The 19,342-nt window shown below is 53.1% G+C and carries 21 protein-coding genes and 2 tRNA genes; 2 read left to right on the top strand and 21 right to left on the bottom strand.

The features are described 5' to 3' along the window. Positions 1 to 513 precede the first annotated feature (513 nt). The 3 genes from IPJ68_02900 to IPJ68_02910 all read right to left on the bottom strand — a co-directional run bounded on the left by IPJ68_02900 (position 514) and on the right by IPJ68_02910 (position 2,828). On the bottom strand, positions 514 to 1,152 hold the full coding sequence (locus tag IPJ68_02900) for a hypothetical protein (GenBank protein QQR79198.1): 639 nt from the start codon (positions 1,150 to 1,152) through the stop codon (positions 514 to 516). A 155-nt stretch (positions 1,153 to 1,307) separates the two neighbouring features. Next, complete coding sequence (locus IPJ68_02905) at positions 1,308 to 1,496, bottom strand: hypothetical protein (GenBank protein QQR79199.1); 189 nt, start codon at positions 1,494 to 1,496, stop codon at positions 1,308 to 1,310. A 135-nt stretch (positions 1,497 to 1,631) separates the two neighbouring features. Further along, positions 1,632 to 2,828: a glycosyltransferase gene (locus IPJ68_02910; protein ID QQR79200.1), complete on the bottom strand. Its 1,197-nt coding sequence runs from the start codon at positions 2,826 to 2,828 to the stop codon at positions 1,632 to 1,634. Positions 2,829 to 2,867: 39 nt separating this feature from the next. Here IPJ68_02910 and IPJ68_02915 point away from each other — a divergent pair, with 39 nt between their 5' ends. Next, positions 2,868 to 3,527: a methyltransferase domain-containing protein gene (locus IPJ68_02915; GenBank protein ID QQR79201.1), complete on the top strand. Its 660-nt coding sequence runs from the start codon at positions 2,868 to 2,870 to the stop codon at positions 3,525 to 3,527. Beyond that, positions 3,509 to 4,909, top strand: coding sequence for an O-antigen ligase family protein (locus tag IPJ68_02920; protein ID QQR79202.1), 1,401 nt, complete (start codon positions 3,509 to 3,511; stop codon positions 4,907 to 4,909). Before IPJ68_02915 ends, IPJ68_02920 begins: the two co-directional genes overlap by 19 nt. 155 nt (positions 4,910 to 5,064) lie before the next feature. Here the strand turns inward: IPJ68_02920 and IPJ68_02925 are convergent, their stop codons facing one another. The 18 genes from IPJ68_02925 to IPJ68_03010 all read right to left on the bottom strand — a co-directional run bounded on the left by IPJ68_02925 (position 5,065) and on the right by IPJ68_03010 (position 19,301). Next, positions 5,065 to 5,808 carry a hypothetical protein gene (locus IPJ68_02925; GenBank protein QQR79203.1) on the bottom strand — a complete coding sequence of 248 codons (744 nt, stop codon included), beginning with the start codon at positions 5,806 to 5,808 and terminating at the stop codon, positions 5,065 to 5,067. Positions 5,809 to 5,822: 14 nt separating this feature from the next. Beyond that, positions 5,823 to 6,377 carry a hypothetical protein gene (locus IPJ68_02930; GenBank protein ID QQR79204.1) on the bottom strand — a complete coding sequence of 185 codons (555 nt, stop codon included), beginning with the start codon at positions 6,375 to 6,377 and terminating at the stop codon, positions 5,823 to 5,825. 250 nt (positions 6,378 to 6,627) lie between these two features. Continuing rightward, the gene (locus tag IPJ68_02935; GenBank protein QQR79205.1) at positions 6,628 to 7,338 is read right to left on the bottom strand and encodes a hypothetical protein; all 711 of its coding nucleotides are present in this window, start codon (positions 7,336 to 7,338) and stop codon (positions 6,628 to 6,630) included. 235 nt (positions 7,339 to 7,573) lie between these two features. Beyond that, positions 7,574 to 9,487, bottom strand: a complete 1,914-nt coding sequence (locus IPJ68_02940) for a LysM peptidoglycan-binding domain-containing protein (GenBank protein QQR79206.1) — start codon at positions 9,485 to 9,487, stop codon at positions 7,574 to 7,576. Between the two features lie 147 nt (positions 9,488 to 9,634). Beyond that, complete coding sequence (locus tag IPJ68_02945) at positions 9,635 to 10,489, bottom strand: hypothetical protein (protein QQR79207.1); 855 nt, start codon at positions 10,487 to 10,489, stop codon at positions 9,635 to 9,637. A 160-nt stretch (positions 10,490 to 10,649) separates the two neighbouring features. Continuing rightward, positions 10,650 to 11,297, bottom strand: coding sequence for a hypothetical protein (locus IPJ68_02950; GenBank protein ID QQR79208.1), 648 nt, complete (start codon positions 11,295 to 11,297; stop codon positions 10,650 to 10,652). 235 nt (positions 11,298 to 11,532) lie between these two features. Continuing rightward, entirely contained in the window at positions 11,533 to 12,681 is a 1,149-nt protein-coding gene (gene rseP, locus IPJ68_02955) for an RIP metalloprotease RseP (protein QQR79209.1), read from the bottom strand. Positions 12,682 to 12,716: 35 nt separating this feature from the next. Continuing rightward, on the bottom strand, positions 12,717 to 13,274 hold the full coding sequence (gene frr, locus IPJ68_02960; GenBank protein ID QQR79210.1) for a ribosome recycling factor: 558 nt from the start codon (positions 13,272 to 13,274) through the stop codon (positions 12,717 to 12,719). An 11-nt stretch (positions 13,275 to 13,285) separates the two neighbouring features. After that, a complete protein-coding gene (locus IPJ68_02965) occupies positions 13,286 to 14,449 on the bottom strand; it encodes a hypothetical protein (GenBank protein ID QQR79211.1) in 1,164 nt (387 codons plus the stop codon). Positions 14,450 to 14,562: 113 nt separating this feature from the next. Continuing rightward, positions 14,563 to 14,820 (bottom strand): hypothetical protein, encoded by a 258-nt coding sequence (locus IPJ68_02970; GenBank protein QQR79212.1) that lies wholly within the window; start codon positions 14,818 to 14,820, stop codon positions 14,563 to 14,565. Positions 14,821 to 14,870: 50 nt separating this feature from the next. Then, complete coding sequence (locus IPJ68_02975) at positions 14,871 to 15,503, bottom strand: HAD family hydrolase (GenBank protein ID QQR79213.1); 633 nt, start codon at positions 15,501 to 15,503, stop codon at positions 14,871 to 14,873. 36 nt (positions 15,504 to 15,539) lie between these two features. Next, positions 15,540 to 16,160, bottom strand: coding sequence for an HAD family phosphatase (locus IPJ68_02980; GenBank protein QQR79214.1), 621 nt, complete (start codon positions 16,158 to 16,160; stop codon positions 15,540 to 15,542). Positions 16,161 to 16,254: 94 nt separating this feature from the next. After that, positions 16,255 to 16,330: transfer RNA gene (locus tag IPJ68_02985), tRNA-Lys, on the bottom strand. After that, a complete protein-coding gene (locus IPJ68_02990) occupies positions 16,321 to 16,566 on the bottom strand; it encodes a GIY-YIG nuclease family protein (protein QQR79215.1) in 246 nt (81 codons plus the stop codon). The genes IPJ68_02985 and IPJ68_02990 overlap by 10 nt, the downstream gene beginning before the upstream one ends. Positions 16,567 to 16,713: 147 nt before the next feature. Next, the gene (gene serS, locus IPJ68_02995; protein QQR79216.1) at positions 16,714 to 18,042 is read right to left on the bottom strand and encodes a serine--tRNA ligase; all 1,329 of its coding nucleotides are present in this window, start codon (positions 18,040 to 18,042) and stop codon (positions 16,714 to 16,716) included. 120 nt (positions 18,043 to 18,162) lie between these two features. Continuing rightward, positions 18,163 to 18,738 carry an NUDIX hydrolase gene (locus IPJ68_03000; protein ID QQR79217.1) on the bottom strand — a complete coding sequence of 192 codons (576 nt, stop codon included), beginning with the start codon at positions 18,736 to 18,738 and terminating at the stop codon, positions 18,163 to 18,165. A gap of 138 nt (positions 18,739 to 18,876) precedes the next feature. Then, positions 18,877 to 18,950 (bottom strand) — tRNA-Val (locus tag IPJ68_03005). A gap of 90 nt (positions 18,951 to 19,040) precedes the next feature. Then, entirely contained in the window at positions 19,041 to 19,301 is a 261-nt protein-coding gene (locus tag IPJ68_03010; protein ID QQR79218.1) for a nicotinamide mononucleotide transporter, read from the bottom strand. Between the last annotated feature and the right edge of the window lie 41 nt (positions 19,302 to 19,342).

Genomic DNA, 19,342 nt, shown 5'->3' on the forward strand with positions numbered 1-19,342 from the left:
ACTCTACAATTCCCATCTCAATGGGAGGCTGAAGACGATCAAGGGTTTTCAGAGTTTTGCTTCGGCTCAGTGTTGGTTGAATGCGTGGATGATACGGAGGAGAACCAAGCCTTTTACAGATTGTGAAGCTAAATTTAAATATTTGAACGGTTACCCTTCACTCTCTTTGAGTATCAAAAACAGGCTCGCTGGCCTGAGACATTAGTAAAACTAGGCGTAGAAGCAGTAAAACTTTTTGAAAAAAAGCGCCCTACTATCAACTGAAAAGGTAACGGTAACGCTGAAAATCTGCTTTGCCAGTCGGATAGAAGAACCCGGTTTCCGTCTGATCGAAGGCATATGCCGCATTCGCGGATACGCACAGAACCAGGAGTATGAACCTCATTACTGCCTGCATGCTACTCTCCTTTCAGTGAGAGTTGAGTTGTGAAGGGACTGCGGGCGTAGAGATGAAAAATACCATCCTACAGAATTCACACATTGGGAAATATATGAATTCTGTAGAGCGCTATACTACTTCAGCGTTCTAAAAGACAAAAGAAAACCGTTTAATACATCTCTTTTCACTCCGATAGAACTTGAAATATACCAGCTTTGGGGAATATTTGATATATACCCTACATTATATTTATCGATAACTATAACTACGCTCTGTTCATCAACTGTTGAACGATAGATCTTAGATTTTTCCATTTTATCCAGCTCCAGAACCTCTCTTAATTCACCAATGTTCAAGCCATCGTTATCAGAAAGATTAACTGTGATCACGATCTTATTCTTTAACCTCCCTGCGTAATAAGCTTCTTTTTGAATCTTTTCTAAACAAGCAACACTACGTTTTGAATTTGGATCAAGCGCAATACCCCCACAGAACCAATCTTTCGGAATCTTCACTTCAAATCCAACCTCCTCATTCCGATACGTCTGCCAATCGGAAGTATCAACGGGTGTGAAGGCATATTCACCATCAATGAGATCTTTGATACCCTCGGTCCCTTCAGTTTGTGTCGGCTGTTCAGCCTGAATAGGAGCTTCTTTCACCACCGGCTGATTGACAGTCATGGGTGGGCGGTTTTGTAGGTACCAGAAAGCACCGGCGATAACGAGCAGGGCGATGAGGGTAATGGCGAGTAGGAGGGGTTTCTGATTCATAGATTTGAAGATTGAAAGTAGCAAAAATTGACTGAGACTGTCAAGCCCATGATACTCTGGGCACGAAATATGGTCGAGAGAATGAAAAACGGATCCCGAAGAGCAATGCCCTCGAGACCCTTCCTGCTTCCTCCTTTCTGCTGGCGACCTCGACCTTAGTAAGGTGTCGCCGCCTCACGCGCCTCGGCCGCCCGAAGTTCGGCATCGTGGGACAGTGTCCAAATTATCCCCACGATACATCCCACCAAGACCACGACGAGGATCAGTCCCGTGGCGACCATCGCCCACCGCTCCAGCCGACGAGCCGACCAAGATCTTCTCGGTTTATATTTCCTATCTCTCACGATTCCCCCCTTGGGAAAAAAGTTGCATCGAAAAACTAATTTCCAGTGCCTGAAATGATAGCCGATTTTCACACCAAAGTCAATCCCACATTCGCGGCCTGCCAGCGGACGGTAAGAAAAGTAAAGAGATTATCATCAATTTACCCCTTTGTAGAGCCGTAAAATAGTCTGATAGTACGCTTCCGGCCGGACATCGGCCACGCTCTCATATGCCCGCTTGGACAGAGTGACTGGATCAGGATATTCGATCAGTTTTCGGATTGCCCGGACGAGGTCCTCAGTGTTTCCCGGCTCGAACAAGAAACCATTTTCGCCTTCTTGGATGCGCTCCGGCACACCGCCGAGGTTTGAAGCAATCACCGGGATACCTCGCGACAGGGCTTCGAGAACAACATAGGGCATGTTCTCGTACCAGATCGACGGGATCATAAGGGCGCTTGCTTCTCGGAGTGCCTGTTCCCACACCTCGCCTGTTTGATACCCGAGGAATTCGATGTTCGGAATTCCCTTGGCTTGTTCGCGGAGGAGCATTTCTTCTGGTCCAGTGCCGATGATTTTCAATGGTACCGCACCCAACAAGAGTCGGCTCGCCTCGATGAGCGTCGCCAACCCCTTTTCTTTCGACAGTCGGCCGATGAAGAGAAGGTACTTCCGGACGGCGGGTACTGGTGCGGTCGGAAATGGCTGAATCGGTTGGACGACATGGGTAATCGGATAAGGGAAACCGGCCGCATGAAATTTCTCGATGAGGAAGCGACTCGGGGCGATATAGGCGTCAACGTTTCGATAGCTACCAATCATCGCATGAAACCATTTTTCCATCGCACAAACCAAACTCTTCAGATACGAATCCTGCACCGCCCGATCAGTAATCGCCCTCAGTCCGCTCGTATGGTCCCAGATCCGACCCCGGACGAGCAGGCTATAATTGGGCGATATCAGTTTATAATCATGCAGTGTCATCACGATCCGCACGCCATGTTTCCGAAGTGTCCAAAGAATCGACGGCGAGAGCTGATGATAGGTATTGTGCAGATGGGCGACCTCCGGCTTGAATTCCTCGATGAGTGTGTCGAGCTTGGTCGCAGCCTCATGGTTCCAGAGGATACGCAACGCAGCCCGGAGTTTGGACCAGAGTCCGGCCGCCGCGTCATGATAATCAACATTCGAGACAAAAAATCGGCTCCACGGCGTTTCAAAATTGTCCGGATGCTCCATGGCAAAGAAAGCGACCGAGTGACCGTTTTCTGCTAAAATATGGGCAGTATCAAAATACGCTCGCTCTGCCCCGCCTTTTAGGTAGTGGAATTTGTTGATGAGGAGTACGCGCATAATTACAGTATAGCGCTTTTCCTCCGCCTCCCAGAATCTATGGCTCAATTGGTCGAAACCCTCGCTGGCACCATTTCGAAAAAAAGCCGCGCCCGGAAATGGGCGCAGTTTCTCGCACTCATGACTCCCGGACCCGCTGATCGCATCGTCGATGTCGGCGTGAACACGATCGAGTATTCGGAGTCCGACAATTATCTCGAGCGCCGCTACGCATATCCTGCGAATATCACTGCTATTGGGGTCGAGACCGACTTCACAACGTTCAAAGAGCGCTACCCCGCTGTCACAGTCATCACGAGTGACGGCACCCGACTTCCCTTTTCAGATGATGCGTTTGACATCGGCTATTCCAATGCCGTCATTGAGCATGTCGGCGACCGCGCCAAGCAACTCGCCTTCCTCCGTGAACTCTATCGCGTGGGGAAGCGGGGCTACCTCACCACCCCCAATCGACTCTTCCCCGTCGAAGTCCACACCCGCATCCCGCTCCTCCATATCCTCCTCCCAAAGTCGGCATTTGACCGCGTCGCGACTGCACTCGGCAAAGGCTGGGCCACCGGCGACTACATGCAGCTCCTCTCCCGTCACGAATTGTCCACCCTCGCCACCGAAGCTGGACTGCAGCATTTTGAAATTATCCCGAACCGCTTTCTCGGTTTCACTATGACCTTCACCCTCATATGGAACAAACACGCTTGACCCCGAGTCCCTCCGGACCGTCGCTCTGGACTGATCCCCGTGCCTACGTCATCACCGGCGGCGCCTTTTTCCTGATCGCGCTCTTGGCTGGATTTCTTGGCTTGTCCCTCCTCTGGCCCCTCATCGCCATCCTCGGTGTCATCGCCGTCATCGCTCTCTATCGCGCTCCCCTCTTCCTCCTCGCCGCTCTCATCGTGCTCCGGATGTCACTCGACTACTCGTCACAGTTCATCACCCTCACCCTCTTCGAGCAGACATTTTCGCTCTCACAACTCCTCGGCGTCGGCATCGCCCTCTTCGGCGTCCTCTTCATCGTTGTCCGTTGGTCGACACTCGGCCGCTACCCACTCACGCTCCCCTATGGTCTCATCATCGTCTGGGGACTCGGCACGCTCGCCTATTCGATCGCCCCGTCGATGTCCCTCCAAGAAGTCCTCCGTGTCTTCGATCTCTTCGTCGTCGGCTTCATCGCCTATGCCTCGATCGGACGCTATCGCGACTACCGGCTCCTCCTCATGGCGATCTTCGTCTCGAGCATTCTCCCCATCGTTTTCGGACTCGCGCAGTTCATCCTCGGGATTGGCCTCGCGGATGAAAGTGTCTCGGCCACCCGCATCTTCGGCACCTTCAGTCACCCCAATGTCTTCAGTCTCTACCTCTTCACCGTCGCCGCCGTCGCGAGCATGTACTTCCTCGTCTATGCCAGACAGGATCGCGCGCGCCTCCTGACCGGTGCCTACATCGCCCTCGTGCTCCTCACCCTCCTCCTCACCTATGCCCGGATCGCCTGGGTATCACTCTTCGTCTTCGTCTTTCTCGTTGCCATCTGGCGCTACCGATTCCTCCTCCTGCCACTCATCCTCCTCCCCCTCGTTCTCATGACCTTCGTCCCAGCTGTCAATGAACGCGTCACCGAAGCGCTCCACCCGACACCGGACTCATCCATCGTCTGGCGACAAAACCTCTGGCATGACATGCTCCTCAAAGCCAACCTCGAAGACCGGGTCCTCCTCGGGAGTGGCATGGACACCTTCCGCGTCTCAGCCGAGGCACTGCGCGGAGAACGCTTCGGCTCCAATGAATCCCACAATGACTTCGTGAAGTTCTATATCGACGGCGGCATAGTCGGCCTCACCGTTTTCATTCTCGCTCTCCTCGCGTTCGCTTTCCCGGTGCACCGGGTGCGCCGCCTGACACCGAGTCACAGTCTGAAAAACATGGCGACTCTCCTCGCGCTCCTCATGGTGACACTCGTGATCGCGAGCCTCTCTGACAATGTTTTCAAGAACACGCCCGTCCAGTGGATCCTCGCGATCGTCACCGGCGGCTTCCTCGCCCTGTATCACGCGTCACTTCCGAGCGAGCTCTGCGATCAGTTGTAGTCATTTTTCGTAAACCGCCACACCGATTCTGGTAGCTTGAGCGACAGCGTTCGTGAGTAGAAAATATAATTGGTGTTGCGGTAAAAAAATCGGGTCCCGTCCAGATGCATCGCATCCTTCAGGGACCCTTGTGGATCAGTCGCGGGCGTTGCCGTTTATCGAGCGTTGCCAAGGAGAGACCGCGGTGAGATTACGGTCACGAATTGACCGGCCGTATCGCCGATCCAGTCGCTGAGCCAAGCCTCACAGTGGTTCATACCCTGACAGTCCTCGGCCCAAGGAAGCGGTGGACTATCGCGACCCTTCCAGTAGTCCATGGCGAGTTGCAATCGTGCATCGCCGGTCACTCGGACTTCCGCTCGGATACCGTAGACATGACCTGCAACTGCCGGAATCCTGTCGGTCCACATGTGCAGGATATGCTCCGGAATCGATTTCAGATCAATCAGGAAGCCAGATCTACGCATGGCTACGATCGTCGGTTGTCGTTCGGGTTGACCCGAGATGAACCATTCCGGTAATCGTTTCCACTGCCCGCCACCCGCGAACGACGAACCACCATTCCCATCAAAACGGATCGAAAACTCGGTGATGAGTTTGCCGGTTGCGTGGTCCAAACGCACGATGTCAAACTCTTTGATCTCGATCGTCGCCGGACGACTGCGATCACACGGATAGACCGTGACCGCATTCCACATCCCGAGCAGGTGATCGAAACCACGATTCGCCATCTTTGCTGCAGGACGATATTCGTCCTTGATGGTTTCCTCAGGGAACATCGCAATACCCGTCTCTCCTGCCTGCGGGACAGCACGTTCGGGCAAGCCAGGCGCGCACGGTTGCGCCCAAGCAATTCCTGATACGAGGAGCATGAGCGCTCCGAGGAGTCTTTGCAACATGTGTTCCTCCATTCTCAGTCGGAAAACTGGCCACTGGCTTCGGCAGCTGTCATGAGCACAGCCTTACCGTTCATGGTCCAGCGAATCGGGATGGCACGGTCGGGCTGACCGTTCGCTCGGATGAACTCCACCGAACCGGACGGCTTGTCAGGCCACACCTTGATCACCCCGTCGGCATCAACCCCGATCGGGATATAGCCGATGACGGCACCCTTCGACTCATAGCGCTTGGCCTCGAGGCGAATTGGCACGGTCACCTTATCGCCTACGATTTTGGCACAGCCAACTTTCTCGATATTCACCTTGGCCGCCGTTCCATGCCAGTTACCATGTCCCAGGCCGATGAGACAATAGGACAGGTTGCTGTTGAGTTGGACACCAGTGATGGCAATCTCGGCCTGGCCGGCCGCCTTGGAGACGAAATTCTCTATGGCTGGGCAGCTACTGTAGCCAGCCACCGTCTGAGCCCGGGCCGCCGAAGTGACAGACCAGAGCAGTGCGCCGATGAAAAGCAGCATGGCTACTGCAATGAAGTGACTGATGGGAAACGTTTGCGACTTGGATTGCATTGCAATCTCCTTTCAGTTGGTAGTGGACTTGAAAAACCCGCCAATGCTGGGTTTATTCACGCCCAGAATTGACTAAGTAATCTACTATACTATTCTATTTCTGTCAAGGATTTTTCCTTATGTGGTTTCGGATCTCTCCGCCATCACGGCGAATCCCCCCTATATCTAAAAAATAAGCAAAAAAAAGCCCTCGCAGAACGTAACTTCCGTTCTTTGAGAGCTGAATCTGCCCGATGGGCAGGGAGAGATGTCACTTGGCCGCAGTAGCGACCGGTTTTTCGGCATCGGCCGGCGGCAGGACGATCTTGGCCAGGTCCGTCCGCATCGCTGGCGTGACGGGCACGATATTGCCGGTGCCATCATAGCAGATGACTGTCGCAGGGAACCGCTGATCGTTGTTGGCGAGCACCATGTAGTCCCCGATACCCGACGATGAATTGTCGGTTGCCCAGCCCGGATGCCCGAGCCACGCACGATTGCCATCTGCCTTGGCAAGCAGGAAGTTGACTGGCTGACAGTCGTACTTCACGCCGGCACTAGCCTTGCGACTGGGGAAGGTAAAGACGACTTCGTCTGTGCCGATGGGAGCTTTGGCCAAAATGACCAAGCCATTGTCGGCGGTGAGATTAACGGACGCTGCCGTCTTTCCGCCGCGCCAGTCATTGCCGAGTTTCAGGACATAGACAGTCCCGCCCTTGAAATACTCGGGGTTGGCACCGTGCCACGCCTGACGCTTGCCAGGTTCCAGCCGCTTACTGCCGGCCTCGCCGTAGGCGTAGAGGTTCGCCAGCGACAGCTTGGTTGTACCGCCATCGGAGACAAGCGTCATGCGGGTGTCACCACCAGGAAGTACCTTGCCAACGGCATCGGTATAGCCTGCAACTGCGAGGTCGCCGGCAAGCGCGACGGGGGTTGCCAGGGCGATGAACGTCCCGAAGAGTTGCTTCATGAGTTTCTTCATGCTGTGGCCCCTCCTTGGAGCCGTTGTGTTGCGTTGTTAAGGTTCGTCATTTCCCTGCCGGGAAATGCCGGCAGAAAGATGACACTCCATCCTAACGGTAAATCACTTCTTTGTCAATGCCTGAATTGTGACTTTAACAAGCCGCGAATACAGTAGTTTCCAAATAAGCAAAAGGGGCAGGATCGAATATGATCGACCCTGCCCCTGCGGAGAATTTTCCCCGACTATATGCTACTTACTGCTTGTCGCCCTTCCAGGTGTCACCGAAACGGATGCTCTCGATGTACCCCCGGCGGTTTTCCTCGACAGTGATGCCGCGGTCTGCCGCTTCGACGACCATTTGGTGCTTGCGATGGACTGCTCGTCCGACGCGGATGCCTTTGACGACATCGCACCACCACCCCCAGGCCGCGACATCACCGCCGCGCAAGAGGTCATGGTCGATACCCGCACCGATACCGCAGATGCGGTTCGTGTCAGCGATGCCCAGACGGGCACTCAGCGACTCGGACGACGGAGTTTCGAGGAAGTAGCCAAGCTGCGCATATGGCAACACGACCGAGTCCTCGTCCTCGTACAGCCACACGCGTACACCAGCATTGGCATACACCCCGAACCGAGAAAGCTCCTCGGTATCAGCAATCGCTTGACCGTCCCAGCTATGGTAAACGGCGCGCGACAGTGGTATGGCGAGGGTCCCAAAGACTTGCGTCTCAGGGATCAACGGTTCACCGCGGAGGCGGCGCTCGTAGTTGTTGTACCCCGCCGAGAGACCGACAAGATTGAAGTCCCGGCGGGACTCGTACTTGTCTTGGTGGAACCGCTCATGGAGTTGGCCCACCATCGGGAGAGACACTTCCGTATCCCAACCGTCATCCGAGATGTACTCGTACGCCGGCCCGACTAAGTGCATGTGACCAGTGTACTTTCCAGCCCGTTGGTTCACGGTCCCACTCCAACTCGAAGCGGTCAGCTTGGCACCGAGGCCATGCGTCCCATCGTCATCTTCATTCCGCCAGGTGCAGTACAGCGCGGCGGCGAGGAAGTTCGAGTCAGCTTGGTCACCACCGTCGTGCCGCGGCTCATGCTCTTGGCCAATGACCAAATGCGGGTCGAAGCGGTTACAGAACCCCTTGGGCGCATCGGCCTGAGGAGTGGGAGCCGGTCCTTCTGACGCAACAACGATAGCAGGTTCTGGTGGCGGGGTTTCCGCGACTGGGGGCTCCGCTGGAGGCGGAGGCGGTGCAAAGACCGTCTTCTCCTCGGGGAGGATGACCCAGTTGAAACAGTTCCGCATCCAGACGAGCATCTTGCCCGACGGGAGAACGAACCGCTCACCATAGACCGCCGTCTTCGCATCCCACGCCGTACGCATGGGACCGATGGCGACCACTTTGCCAGCCCGGCAAAAGGTGACTTGTTCCAGTCGGACATTCGTCTCGATCTGGTACAGGCCCTCTTCCACCGTGAAGTGGATACGCGGACCGCCAATGAGGTCAGCGTGTTCACGTAGGTACACCCGGTCGTCATCCGACAGACCGAGGACTTCCCACGCTTCTTCACTGATGCTCGCGATGGTGCGCTTGCCGCAACCATTGAGCGGTGCGGTACCGACGCGACGATACAGGATTTCGCCCGCATCATTCGTCTTCGGTGCAACCACAACTGGCCGATATGTCCGTGTCACGCGCTTGGCGATGACAGGTTTGTCAGCTAGTACAGCAGTCGCAGGCTTTGCGTCTGCAGGCTTGGTAGCCGGCTTCGCTACGACCTCGACCACGGTCTTGGTTTCCCGGGGCGTGATGCCTGCGGGGAGCTTCAAGACTTGGCCCACTTCGATGTGATCGCAGTTGGCAAGCTTGTTTAGTTCACAGACCACCTTGGCCTGTTTACCGAACTTCTTCAACAACTGATCGCCCCGCTGGACCGTATAGGTCTCAGAGGGAACCTTCACTGCTGGAGTCGCAGGAACACTCGGCTTTTCAGCCGCTTTGGCAGTGCCGATCTTCCCTTGCACCTGCTGCTGTGCCATTGCTTCTGGCACCAGCATGTTACTGTACGGCCAGTACTCGAGACCGATGAAGGTCCAGAGTGCCGTCAGCACAATCAATTGCCAGACGGGTGTCCGGCACTTCGATACGTTCTTCATTTTACCGGCCTCCTTCGCCGTTGAATTCAAGTGAGAAATTCAAGAACCAAGGTGGGTCGATCTGAGCGACCCACGCCTGGCACCTGGATAGGTACGAGACAATCGGGTCGCTCATGATGAGCTACTCCTTTCTGCAAACTCGCTTACTTAATGCATGCAGTCGTCTTTCGCGAGCGCCATGCCCGCTTGGACGGCATACATGCCGGCTACCACTGGTGCGGCTGCGACTGATCCGCTCCCGAGCTTCAAGCTCGTGCACGAAATCATCCGATCTGCCGCGTTTTCAACCGAGGTGAACTCGGCGAGGACAGTCGCGATGTCAGGAGTACCGACATAGGCACCGTCCCGGTCCCGCAAGAAGAAGCGAGCGGGGAACATTCCAGCCACACCATCGAGGGCCTGGCGAGCATGCTCATTGTCGATCGGGTTCAGGCGGATCACCTGCGTCACAGCGGACGGATGATCCGTGAAGAACCCAGCCGGGAGCCGATCCGGGGCGAACCCCTTCTCAAACTCCACTTTTCCCCCACGGACCGTCATCCCCCATTTCCCGCCCGAAGACAGGATAAGGAGAGACTTCCCACGGACACGTTCCATGTCGACAATCGGTACGAAGACGGTGAAGCCCTGTACTAAACGGTCGACGACCGCATCATAGGTCTGGATTTCTCCGGGGCCCATGAAGACGATAGCCCGAAACACCAGTCTCACGAGCGGCTTCCGGGACTTGCGTGGACCATCCTTCACTTCATAGGTTCGAGCTGGATCCACAAATTCTTCCCGCCAATACTCCGGCAAAGGTTGTGGCAATGTAACATACACTGCCCCCACACCAGCTGGTGTGAATACCTCTCGACTGATTGAGCGGTTCTGCCATGGCTCTTGGCGGCCGATTGCCTCGACTGTCCGGACCTCGTACCCGCTTTCGCGAGGGAGAGACGAACAGCCACCGAGAAACAACATAGCGAGAAGCATTCCCGCCACAAAAGATTTTTGCAACATGGGAACCTCCCGTACTTGAGTTGAATTCAAAACCTGGTTGTTAAGTGACTTAATCGAAACCTTTCCTCTGGAGTACTTCCCTCAAGTGAGAGAAACGATCCAGAGGAAGCTTCGGTCGGCCCGCTACCGCGGAGTAAAGCCGAAGCCCTCTTTCAAATACTTAGTGTTGTGCGAAAGAAACCGCCTTGCCACCGGGATGGTCCGCTTGCTTCAACACAATCCAGGTCGCGCGGACAAAGACGCCGGCGAGAAAGCCGAGCACCGCGAGGACAAAGAGTTCTTTCGGAGTCGGATTGCGATCAGTGATCGGACCCGAGAGGACACGGACCTCGACAGCTTTCTCCTCGCCACCACGGAACTCCGTGTTGCGATGAATGAGCACATCGGACAAGGCTTCCATCGTCTTGCCGGCCTCGCGCTCCGTGTCGGCCTTCACCGACACTGAGAGCATGCCGAGCTCGATATTCTTTTCGACCGAAACCATCGAGCGCCAAGCCGAGAGCCGTTCCCGTTTGTCGGTCGGGAGGAAACCTTGCGCGCTCACCTTGCCCGTCTCGATGACGGCATTGATGAAGCGTTCGCTGTACATCGACTCAGAGAGCACCTTGCCCAGGTATTCAGACGACTTGAAGAGCGTATAGAAGTCCTGAGAACCTGATAATTGTACCACCATGAAGTCGGTCCGGACTGCATAGCGTGGCGAGATCGCCGTCTCGACGAAAAAGACCGCGGCAGCAATGAAGAACCCGAACAAGAGGATACTCCCCTTCTTTTCCTTAAACAAAGCCACAAAATTGGTCATTGGCATAGCCTTTGAGCGATAAAGAGGTAACGCCCGATAGTAGCGAAAAAGAAGACTTTTGTCAAGCCGGGCGTGATATTCCGATCACTTGGAAACAGCGAAACGAGTTCGTCTCACGGCTTCTGGATATTTCTCGGCCCATCGAAACCGGACGGTCAGAAAAGAAGACCGCCGTTACCAATTGAACGGTAACGGGGTCAATACGGCTCCTGCGTGTCGCACTCCATGGCCTGACGACTATTCAGAACCAACCCGAGAAACGGCTCCAAAATTGCAGCCTTATGATGTCGTTCAAGGTGACGAGCACCATGAGGAGGAGGAGGAGAATGAAGCCGATTTGGTGCACATAGCCTTCGATATGTGTGCTCACCGGTGAGCCTTTGATCTTTTCGATGAGGACGAAGAGGATGCGCCCGCCGTCCAGGGCCGGGATCGGCAAGATGTTGATGATTCCGAGATTGATAGACAGGATCGCCGCGAAATACAGGAGATAGGTGAGGCCAAGCTCCGACATCTGTTTCGTCAAGGTCACGATACCCACCGGTCCGGCGATATCCATCTCTGTCTTGGCCCCCGTAAACACACTTGCGATCATACCACCGAGCGCACCAAGGATTTCGGCCGTCTTCACATACGTCTGTTCGAAGCCGAGCCGAATTGCCTGATACCAGGGGTACCGGACAATCGCTGTCTCAGAGAAACTGATGCCGAGTGCCCCTTCGCCTTCGGGCGTCGACACCCGCGGAGTACCGGAGAGGATTAGCTCTGCGCCACCGCGCCGCACCTTCACCGAGATCTCTTGGCCGCGATGCTCACGGATATAGGTCGAGACAAAATCAAGTGTCGTGACCGGAGTCGTATCCAGGGCGAGGATGATATCACCCGCCTTCAGTCCAATCTCTTCCGCTGGGGTATGCGGCTGCACCTGGAGGATCTGCACATCAGTCCGGGTATATTTCCCCCGGTTCGTCGGGTCGATCTGCTCTGGGAAACCAAGCATCAACACGATGGAGAACAAGAGCCACGCAAGGAGGAAATTCATCGCGACTCCCGCACCGAGCACCTTGATCCGAGTCCACGCACTCCGACTCGCAAAGCTATCCACCTCGGCGGCGCTGTTCCGATCCTCGCCCTTGATCTTTACGAAGCCACCCAAGGGAATCCAGTTGAGCGAATACACCGTATGTGGACTGACGACGTCCGTATTGCCGCGCACGAAACGATAACGGCCAGTCGCATCGTCTTTCACGACGCCGAAGATACGCGGCGGGAAACCGAAACCGAACTCGTCCGCCTTGATACCATTCATCCGAGCGACAACGAAATGACCAAGCTCATGTACGAACACGAGCACACCGAGTACCAAGGCAAAAATCAGAATCGTCAGCATGATAGTAGGCAGTAAGGGTTACGAGGACAGACTCTCTACACGGTCATGATCTCTCCTTCTTTTCTCTCGCGCACGGCTTCCAGCTTTTCATTGAACCCATCGATGACCTTCTGAAGATCATCTTTACCACGAAACTTCTCATCTTCACTGATCGTCCCTCCCTTTTCGGCCTCCTGAATCTCTTTCCAGGCTTCTTCGCGAGCATTGCGGATCGAGATGCGGGCTTCCTCAGCCCGGCTATTGAGCGTCTTGACCAACTCCCGACGCCGTTCCTCGGTCAAAGCCGGTAGTGTGATCCGAATAACGGAACCATCGTTCACCGGGTTCAGACCAAGGTCGGATTCACGAATGGCCGCCTCAACTTGGGTAAGCGCCCCCTTGTCCCAGGGTGAGATGACAATCTGCCGCGGTTCAGGAATCGAAATGCTTGCGATCTGTACGAGCGGCGTCCGCGCATTATAATACTCAACGAGGAGATTTTCGACGATCCCCGGATTAGCCCGACCGGTTCGAAGCGTCCCTGCCTCTTCGGTGAAGTGACTGAGAGCTTTCTCAAACGCTGTCTGCTGACTATCGATGATATCTTTCACCATAGGGATGATAATTATTTGATCTTACGGAGACCGAGATAGAGCACTTCCGGATACACGGGATCATAGGTGATGACCGAGACTTCGCGGTCGACATTGAGCATATTCACGGACCAAGTCTCCCCGCCATTTTGAGACTTGTACAGCGCCCGGCCCGCAACAAAGACGATCTCATTGGAGTTCTTCGGATTGATGGCAAAGGAACGCAGCTGGAATTTTTCGGCGCTTTCGATGATATTCATCTTCTCCCAGTTCTTGCCGAAATCCCGGCTCCGGTACAGCCCATTCTTGGTCCCGGCATAGACAGTCCCCGAGATATTTGGATCGGCCGCCAGCGAGGCAAACCCCTGGATAGCCACGGCGTTCGTCCCCGCGGTATTCGGATTCTTCTTGCGCTCCTCTTGCCGGGCCTTCTCCCAATCGTCCCAGGTTTCGCCCATATCGAGCGAGACATAGACCTTTGCATTGAACGCCAGGAGGTACATGACATTGCGGTCCTTGGCATCGAACGCGATCGCGGTGACCGGGCCACTCACCTTGGTGCCGACATTCTTCCAAGTATCCCCGCCATCTGAGCTCTTCACGACAGTTCCCGTACTTGTCCCAGCAAAGAGGAGATTCACATCCATCGGGTGCTCGGCCAGAGCCGGGAGTGATGACCCTGTGCCTGGTTCGCTATACACGTCCTGCCAGGTCGTCCCACCATCCGTTGTCCGGAAAATCTTGCCGCGTTCCCCAGCGACACCGGTCGCATACATCCGGTCGACGCTCCGATGCGAAGCGATAAAACTGTACACTTTCTGCGGCGGGAAATTCACCGGCTGCCACACTTCGGCGCCGTCTTCGGTTTTGAAAATCATGTCCTCTGCGGTCCCAACATAGACATCGGGCGTACGACGGAGCTCTTGGGCTTTAGCCTGAGCATCATCGCGCTGCAAGAATGAGATAGCCAACACATCCGCCTTGGTGAACTTACGTTTTTCATCGACAAAGGTCTTGGGTGCGAATGTCTTGCCACCATCATCCGATCGCCACACACTCCCCGGCAAAGCTGCCGTATCGAAAGCCGTCGTTTCCCCTCGGTCCACATTACCAATCGTGGGCGGAGTGAGACTGCAACCAGAAAGAGAGATGAGCGTAACCGAAAGGGCACCGAAACGGAGTGCTTTTTTGAGCATAACAAAAATATTGATTCGCCCCCATTATACCATGGCGCAAAAGACAGAAAAGCCGCCCTACAGGCGACCTATCCGAGATCTGATTGAGTAAGGCTCTGGGACAATGTAGGAGCTTATTTTTTGTAATAGCTTTCCATCCACCATTTTTTTAGTAAAGGGAGAGATTGAGTGGAAAGAAAATAGCCGATCACTGGGATAAGAGCATTTCGTAGAGGGTTTTCATTGCCGATGACTATGAACGCTCCATATGCGATCACATATGTCACCAGCATAATACTTGCAATCCTACATAGGCTCGTTTCCCACGCCTTTTCAGCTTCTACACGAGCATTTCTTTTTTCGATTATTTCTAAGCGTTCGTCAATATTCATACAGTTGCGTGCCGAATCTTGGGACAAAGCCAAAACGCCTTATTAGAAAATTAACCCCTTTCGATATAATTACGCAATTCTTCTACCGTGTCTACGATTCCTATGAGATTGTCATGTTTTTCGCGCTCAAAAAAAGTTTTGTCATGGACTCCCCACGTAACGGCTACTGTAGGCACCCCGGCAGTGTCTGCATCTCTTACATCTCCTAGTGCATCCGTCACAAACAGAGCATCCCCCATATTGATGTCATATTTTTCACCTATTAGGTTGAACTTTTCCACCTTATCCTTCGATATCTCTGCGGTAGGGATGAAATCGAACAGCGATCTTATGCCGGCGCGTTCGAGCAGGGGCAAACAATTTCTTTCGAACGCGTTTGTATTGAGCACGAGCAGATAACCCGCGCTATGCAAAGCCTTTAGAAAGTTGTCTATTCCTTCAAACAACGGGGCTTCTTTTTTCTTCTCAGCATACGCAAGATTGCGGCGTACCACTTCTTCCTCAGTTTCCTCTTTCTTGAGGTGCGAGTATTTTTTTATCTCTTCGTGAAAATTGCCACTATGCAATTCCTTATACATTTCGCTCGTCACACCGAGATGACCCCCTAGAAAAGTTTCCTCTGCATATGGAATAGTGTCAAACAACACCCCATCCATATCAAAGATAATCACCTTTTTTCGCATAGTATATAATTCACTGGCTAAACTTATGGTACGAGACTAGGGCTTACATTGAGCATCCGTGTCAATGGTAATACCGGAAAGGTAGTCTGCAAACGAGGCGCAATCGCTATAAACGAAGCCTTTTATACCGAGTGCAATCGCGGCGTCTACATTGGGTTCACTGTCATCAATAAACAACGATTCTTCTGGTTTCGACTTCGCAAGATCAAGGGCGTGTAAATATATTTCTGAATCAGGCTTGACCATCCCCACCGCCGAAGAGATTATTACCTCTGTAAAAAGACTTTTAAATTCAGGGTACTGGGTATAGACTTTTCTTTCAAAGAAAGCGTTGTTAGCGTTAGAGAGAAGAATAGTCTTGGAACCATCCCGCTTTAACTTTTTGATTATTTCTACGAGGTCCTTATCTATTGTGAGGTAGCTGTCAATTTCTCGGCGAAGTTGTGCTTTGTCTGAAATTATATTTGGGTACTGTAAGAAGTAATCAAGCATATCATCTTCAGATAAAAAACCGAGATCAAACTGCTTGAAAGTCTCTTGTAAATTCTCATCTATAAAATCGTACTTTGTGCTGTGCTCTCTGTACCAAGTATTGAGTACGGGACTGCATACGACACCGAAGCAGTCGAAAATAAAAGTCGTGATGCGTGTAGACATACATTACTAGGTGAGAGATCGAGCTCTCGACCGTTGGCATACAAGCCCGCCAGTTGGCAGGCCTACTGCCTGAGGCGGGAGCGATGAATAAATTTGGTGGGTGCGGGGGGGATCGAACCCTCGACCGTTGGCTTAAAAGGCCACTGCTCTACCGACTGAGCTACGCACCCATGTTTAGAACATTTTTTAAGAACTTTCTCCCAGCTGCCGATTTTAGATACTTTTCTCTTTTTCTCGCTGATAGTCTATCTGACAGCTCTTCGGAGTATACTACACGCAGTCCACTCATGAAACGCGTGGTTTTAGTACCGCCTGCTGTATGTTCCGCAAGGCGCCTTGAAAGGTCATTTGTCATGCCTTTATAAAGCTTTCCTAGACTATCTTGGAGGACATAGACAGTATACATACAACTTTACCGACTGAGCCCCGCCCGTACCGAACGCTAGCCCGACAGACTACTGTCATTCTGGCGGGGTACGTTCGGGTGGGTACGCACCCGAACATGTTCATCCAAAACACAAGCATTGTACCAAAACCACCCCTTCGGTCAATGCTACGCCACTTTTTTCCGAATTATATCCGTCCCGACGAATGGCTGCAGCACTTTCGGAACGCGGACATTACCATCGACATCCTGATGATTCTCGAGGATAGCGATAAGGATACGCGGAGTCGGTAGTGCTGTGTTGTTCAGCATATAGACGAACCGCTTCTCGCCGGTCTTTGCGTCGTTGTACTTCACATTGAGCCGACGCGCCTGCCAATCGAGAAAATTCGAGGCTGAACCGGTTTCTCCGTAGCGGTTCATGCCCGGCATCCACGCCTCGAGATCGAAGGCGCGATACTTACCGGCGCTCATGTCGCCCGTGCAGATCTGAATCTTGCGATACGGGAGCCCGAGCTCTTCGTGCATCTCCTGCGATAGGCCAATCATCTCTTCCTGCAGGGCATCCGAGAGATCGATATCCGCTGGTGCGATCACGACCTGCTCGACCTTCATGAATTCATGGACACGATACATACCTTTCGTATCCTTGCCATACGAGCCGATCTCGCTCCGATAGCACTGGCTGAACCCGGCAAGACGCAGCGGCAAGACCGCTCCATCGAGCACCTCACCACTATAATACGCGAGGAGCGACGGTTCCGCCGTCCCGACGAGGAACTTCTGTTCTTTGGAAACGCGGCCATCGCTTTCCTTGTCAGTCGAAGCGATTTCGTATACCTCATCCACCGACCCGTCATATTCGAGCCCTTTGAAATAGCCGGAACCGAAGAGCGGAAAGCCCTTTACGAGGGTTGGCGGGATCATCGGCTGATAGCCTTTGGCCGCGAGCTTCTGAAGCGCATACATCATGAGTCCCATGACGAGGGGGACCCCTTCATTCTTCACATAGTAGCCACGGTAACCGCCGACTTTCGCCCCACGCTCGAGATCGAGGATATCAAGGTCGCGGCCAAGCTCGATATGTGTTTTCGGCGTAAAATCAAACACTGGCTTTTCACCGGAAACATAAACCTCCTTATTTTCGGCATCGCTTTTCCCAACCGGTGTATCCGGTGAGACGATATTTGGCACCATGGCCATCAACTTACGAAACTCGTCCTTGGTACGACGGTAAGACACATCCTTTTCCTCAAGCCTCACTTTGATCTCTTTCCCATTGGCGATGATTTCGGCTTTCTCCGTATCGCCAGCAGCCTTCTGAATCAATTCATTAAGATCATTTTTGAGCGAACGCAGCCCCTCCACTTCCTGGATGATCGAAGTATAATCGTCATGTTTAGCCAAGAGTGCATCAAGGTCGAGCGACAAATTCTTGTTCGTGATCGCTGTACGAATGGCCGCCTCATTGTCCCGGATAAATGCGATATCAAGCATATGGGTAGCCTGCTAGCTTATTAGCTTTAATCTTCGTTAGCTTTCTTAGGTATAAGAGATTCTCACCTAACAGCCTTCAGTGTACCGTTTTCACAAAAAACAGGAAGGATCTCATATTACTCATTTGCTTTTCTCATTCTTCAGATATTCGTTCGCTTTCAAAATAAGAACGCATGTTGGGCCATGCGTGATTGCTCCAGTCATAACCATATTCAAAACTTCTTGAAATGGCATCTTTATTAACTCTATCTGTTCCGTACCTTCTGGTAAAGCACTTCCCCCTACAACCAGTTCTCGTGCGAGAAAAAGAGCAGAGGGACAATTAACAACCGATGTGAAGGGATCAACACTGCCCAAAGGAACCCATTCAGAAGCTGTAATGCCCAGTTCTTCTTGCAGCTCGCGTTTGGCAGCAGTGAGAACATCTTCATTCTTGTCGATACCGCCACTCACCGATTCTATACTTTCCCTGTTGATTGCAAAACGAAACTCCTTGGTCAGATATACCGTTCTGTCGGAATCCATCGGCAACACAGAAACACCCGCTATCATTTCTACAATTCCGAATATGCCATCTTTCCCATCGGGGCGTATGACCTGATGTTCAGTAACAGCGATCCACTTGTTCTTGTACTTTTCAATACTCTCTTTGATTTTCCAGGGTCCGTGAGTTCGCATATAATCAAAGTTCTTCATTTTTTTGTGGTCGCTGGTGGATTCCCCGCCTGCCGGACGGGCAGGGAACCAGGGACCCTTGCAATGTGAATGCTGTGCTCCCCGCCCGTACCGAACGCGGTACGTTCGGGCGGGTAACCTTTATCCCGTCACCTTTTGTGGATGATACTGGATTCGAACCAGTGACCCCAGCAATGTGAATGCTGTGCTCTAACCAACTGAGCTAATCATCCGCCGAAAGGTGACGGGACAAGCCTGAGCCCCGCCTGCAAAGCCTGTGCGTAGCACTACGGGCAGGGATGCGACCATATACAGCTCTCAATTTAGCGTGTTTCCTCAGGCTTGTCTATCGCCTTTTCTCCCCAAAACCACTTGTAGATCCCATAGACCCAAATCGCCGAATAAACGATAGAGTTCAGGAAGATCCCCCACTGGTCATGCGTGTAAGCCGTGAAAAACCAGAACGGCTGAGCGAGCAGACCCAGCACAAACCCCCATTTATTCTTCCGGGCGACGAGAAACATCGCCGAGAATCCGAAGATGGGTATACCAACCTGAGCGATCACATCGGCATTGATACTCATAGAGCTACTCCTTCGTCTTCATCTCAGCACCAAAATATAAG

This window comes from Candidatus Moraniibacteriota bacterium (assembly GCA_016699425.1).
GTDB lineage: Bacteria > Patescibacteriota > Minisyncoccia > Moranbacterales > UBA1568 > SSEF01.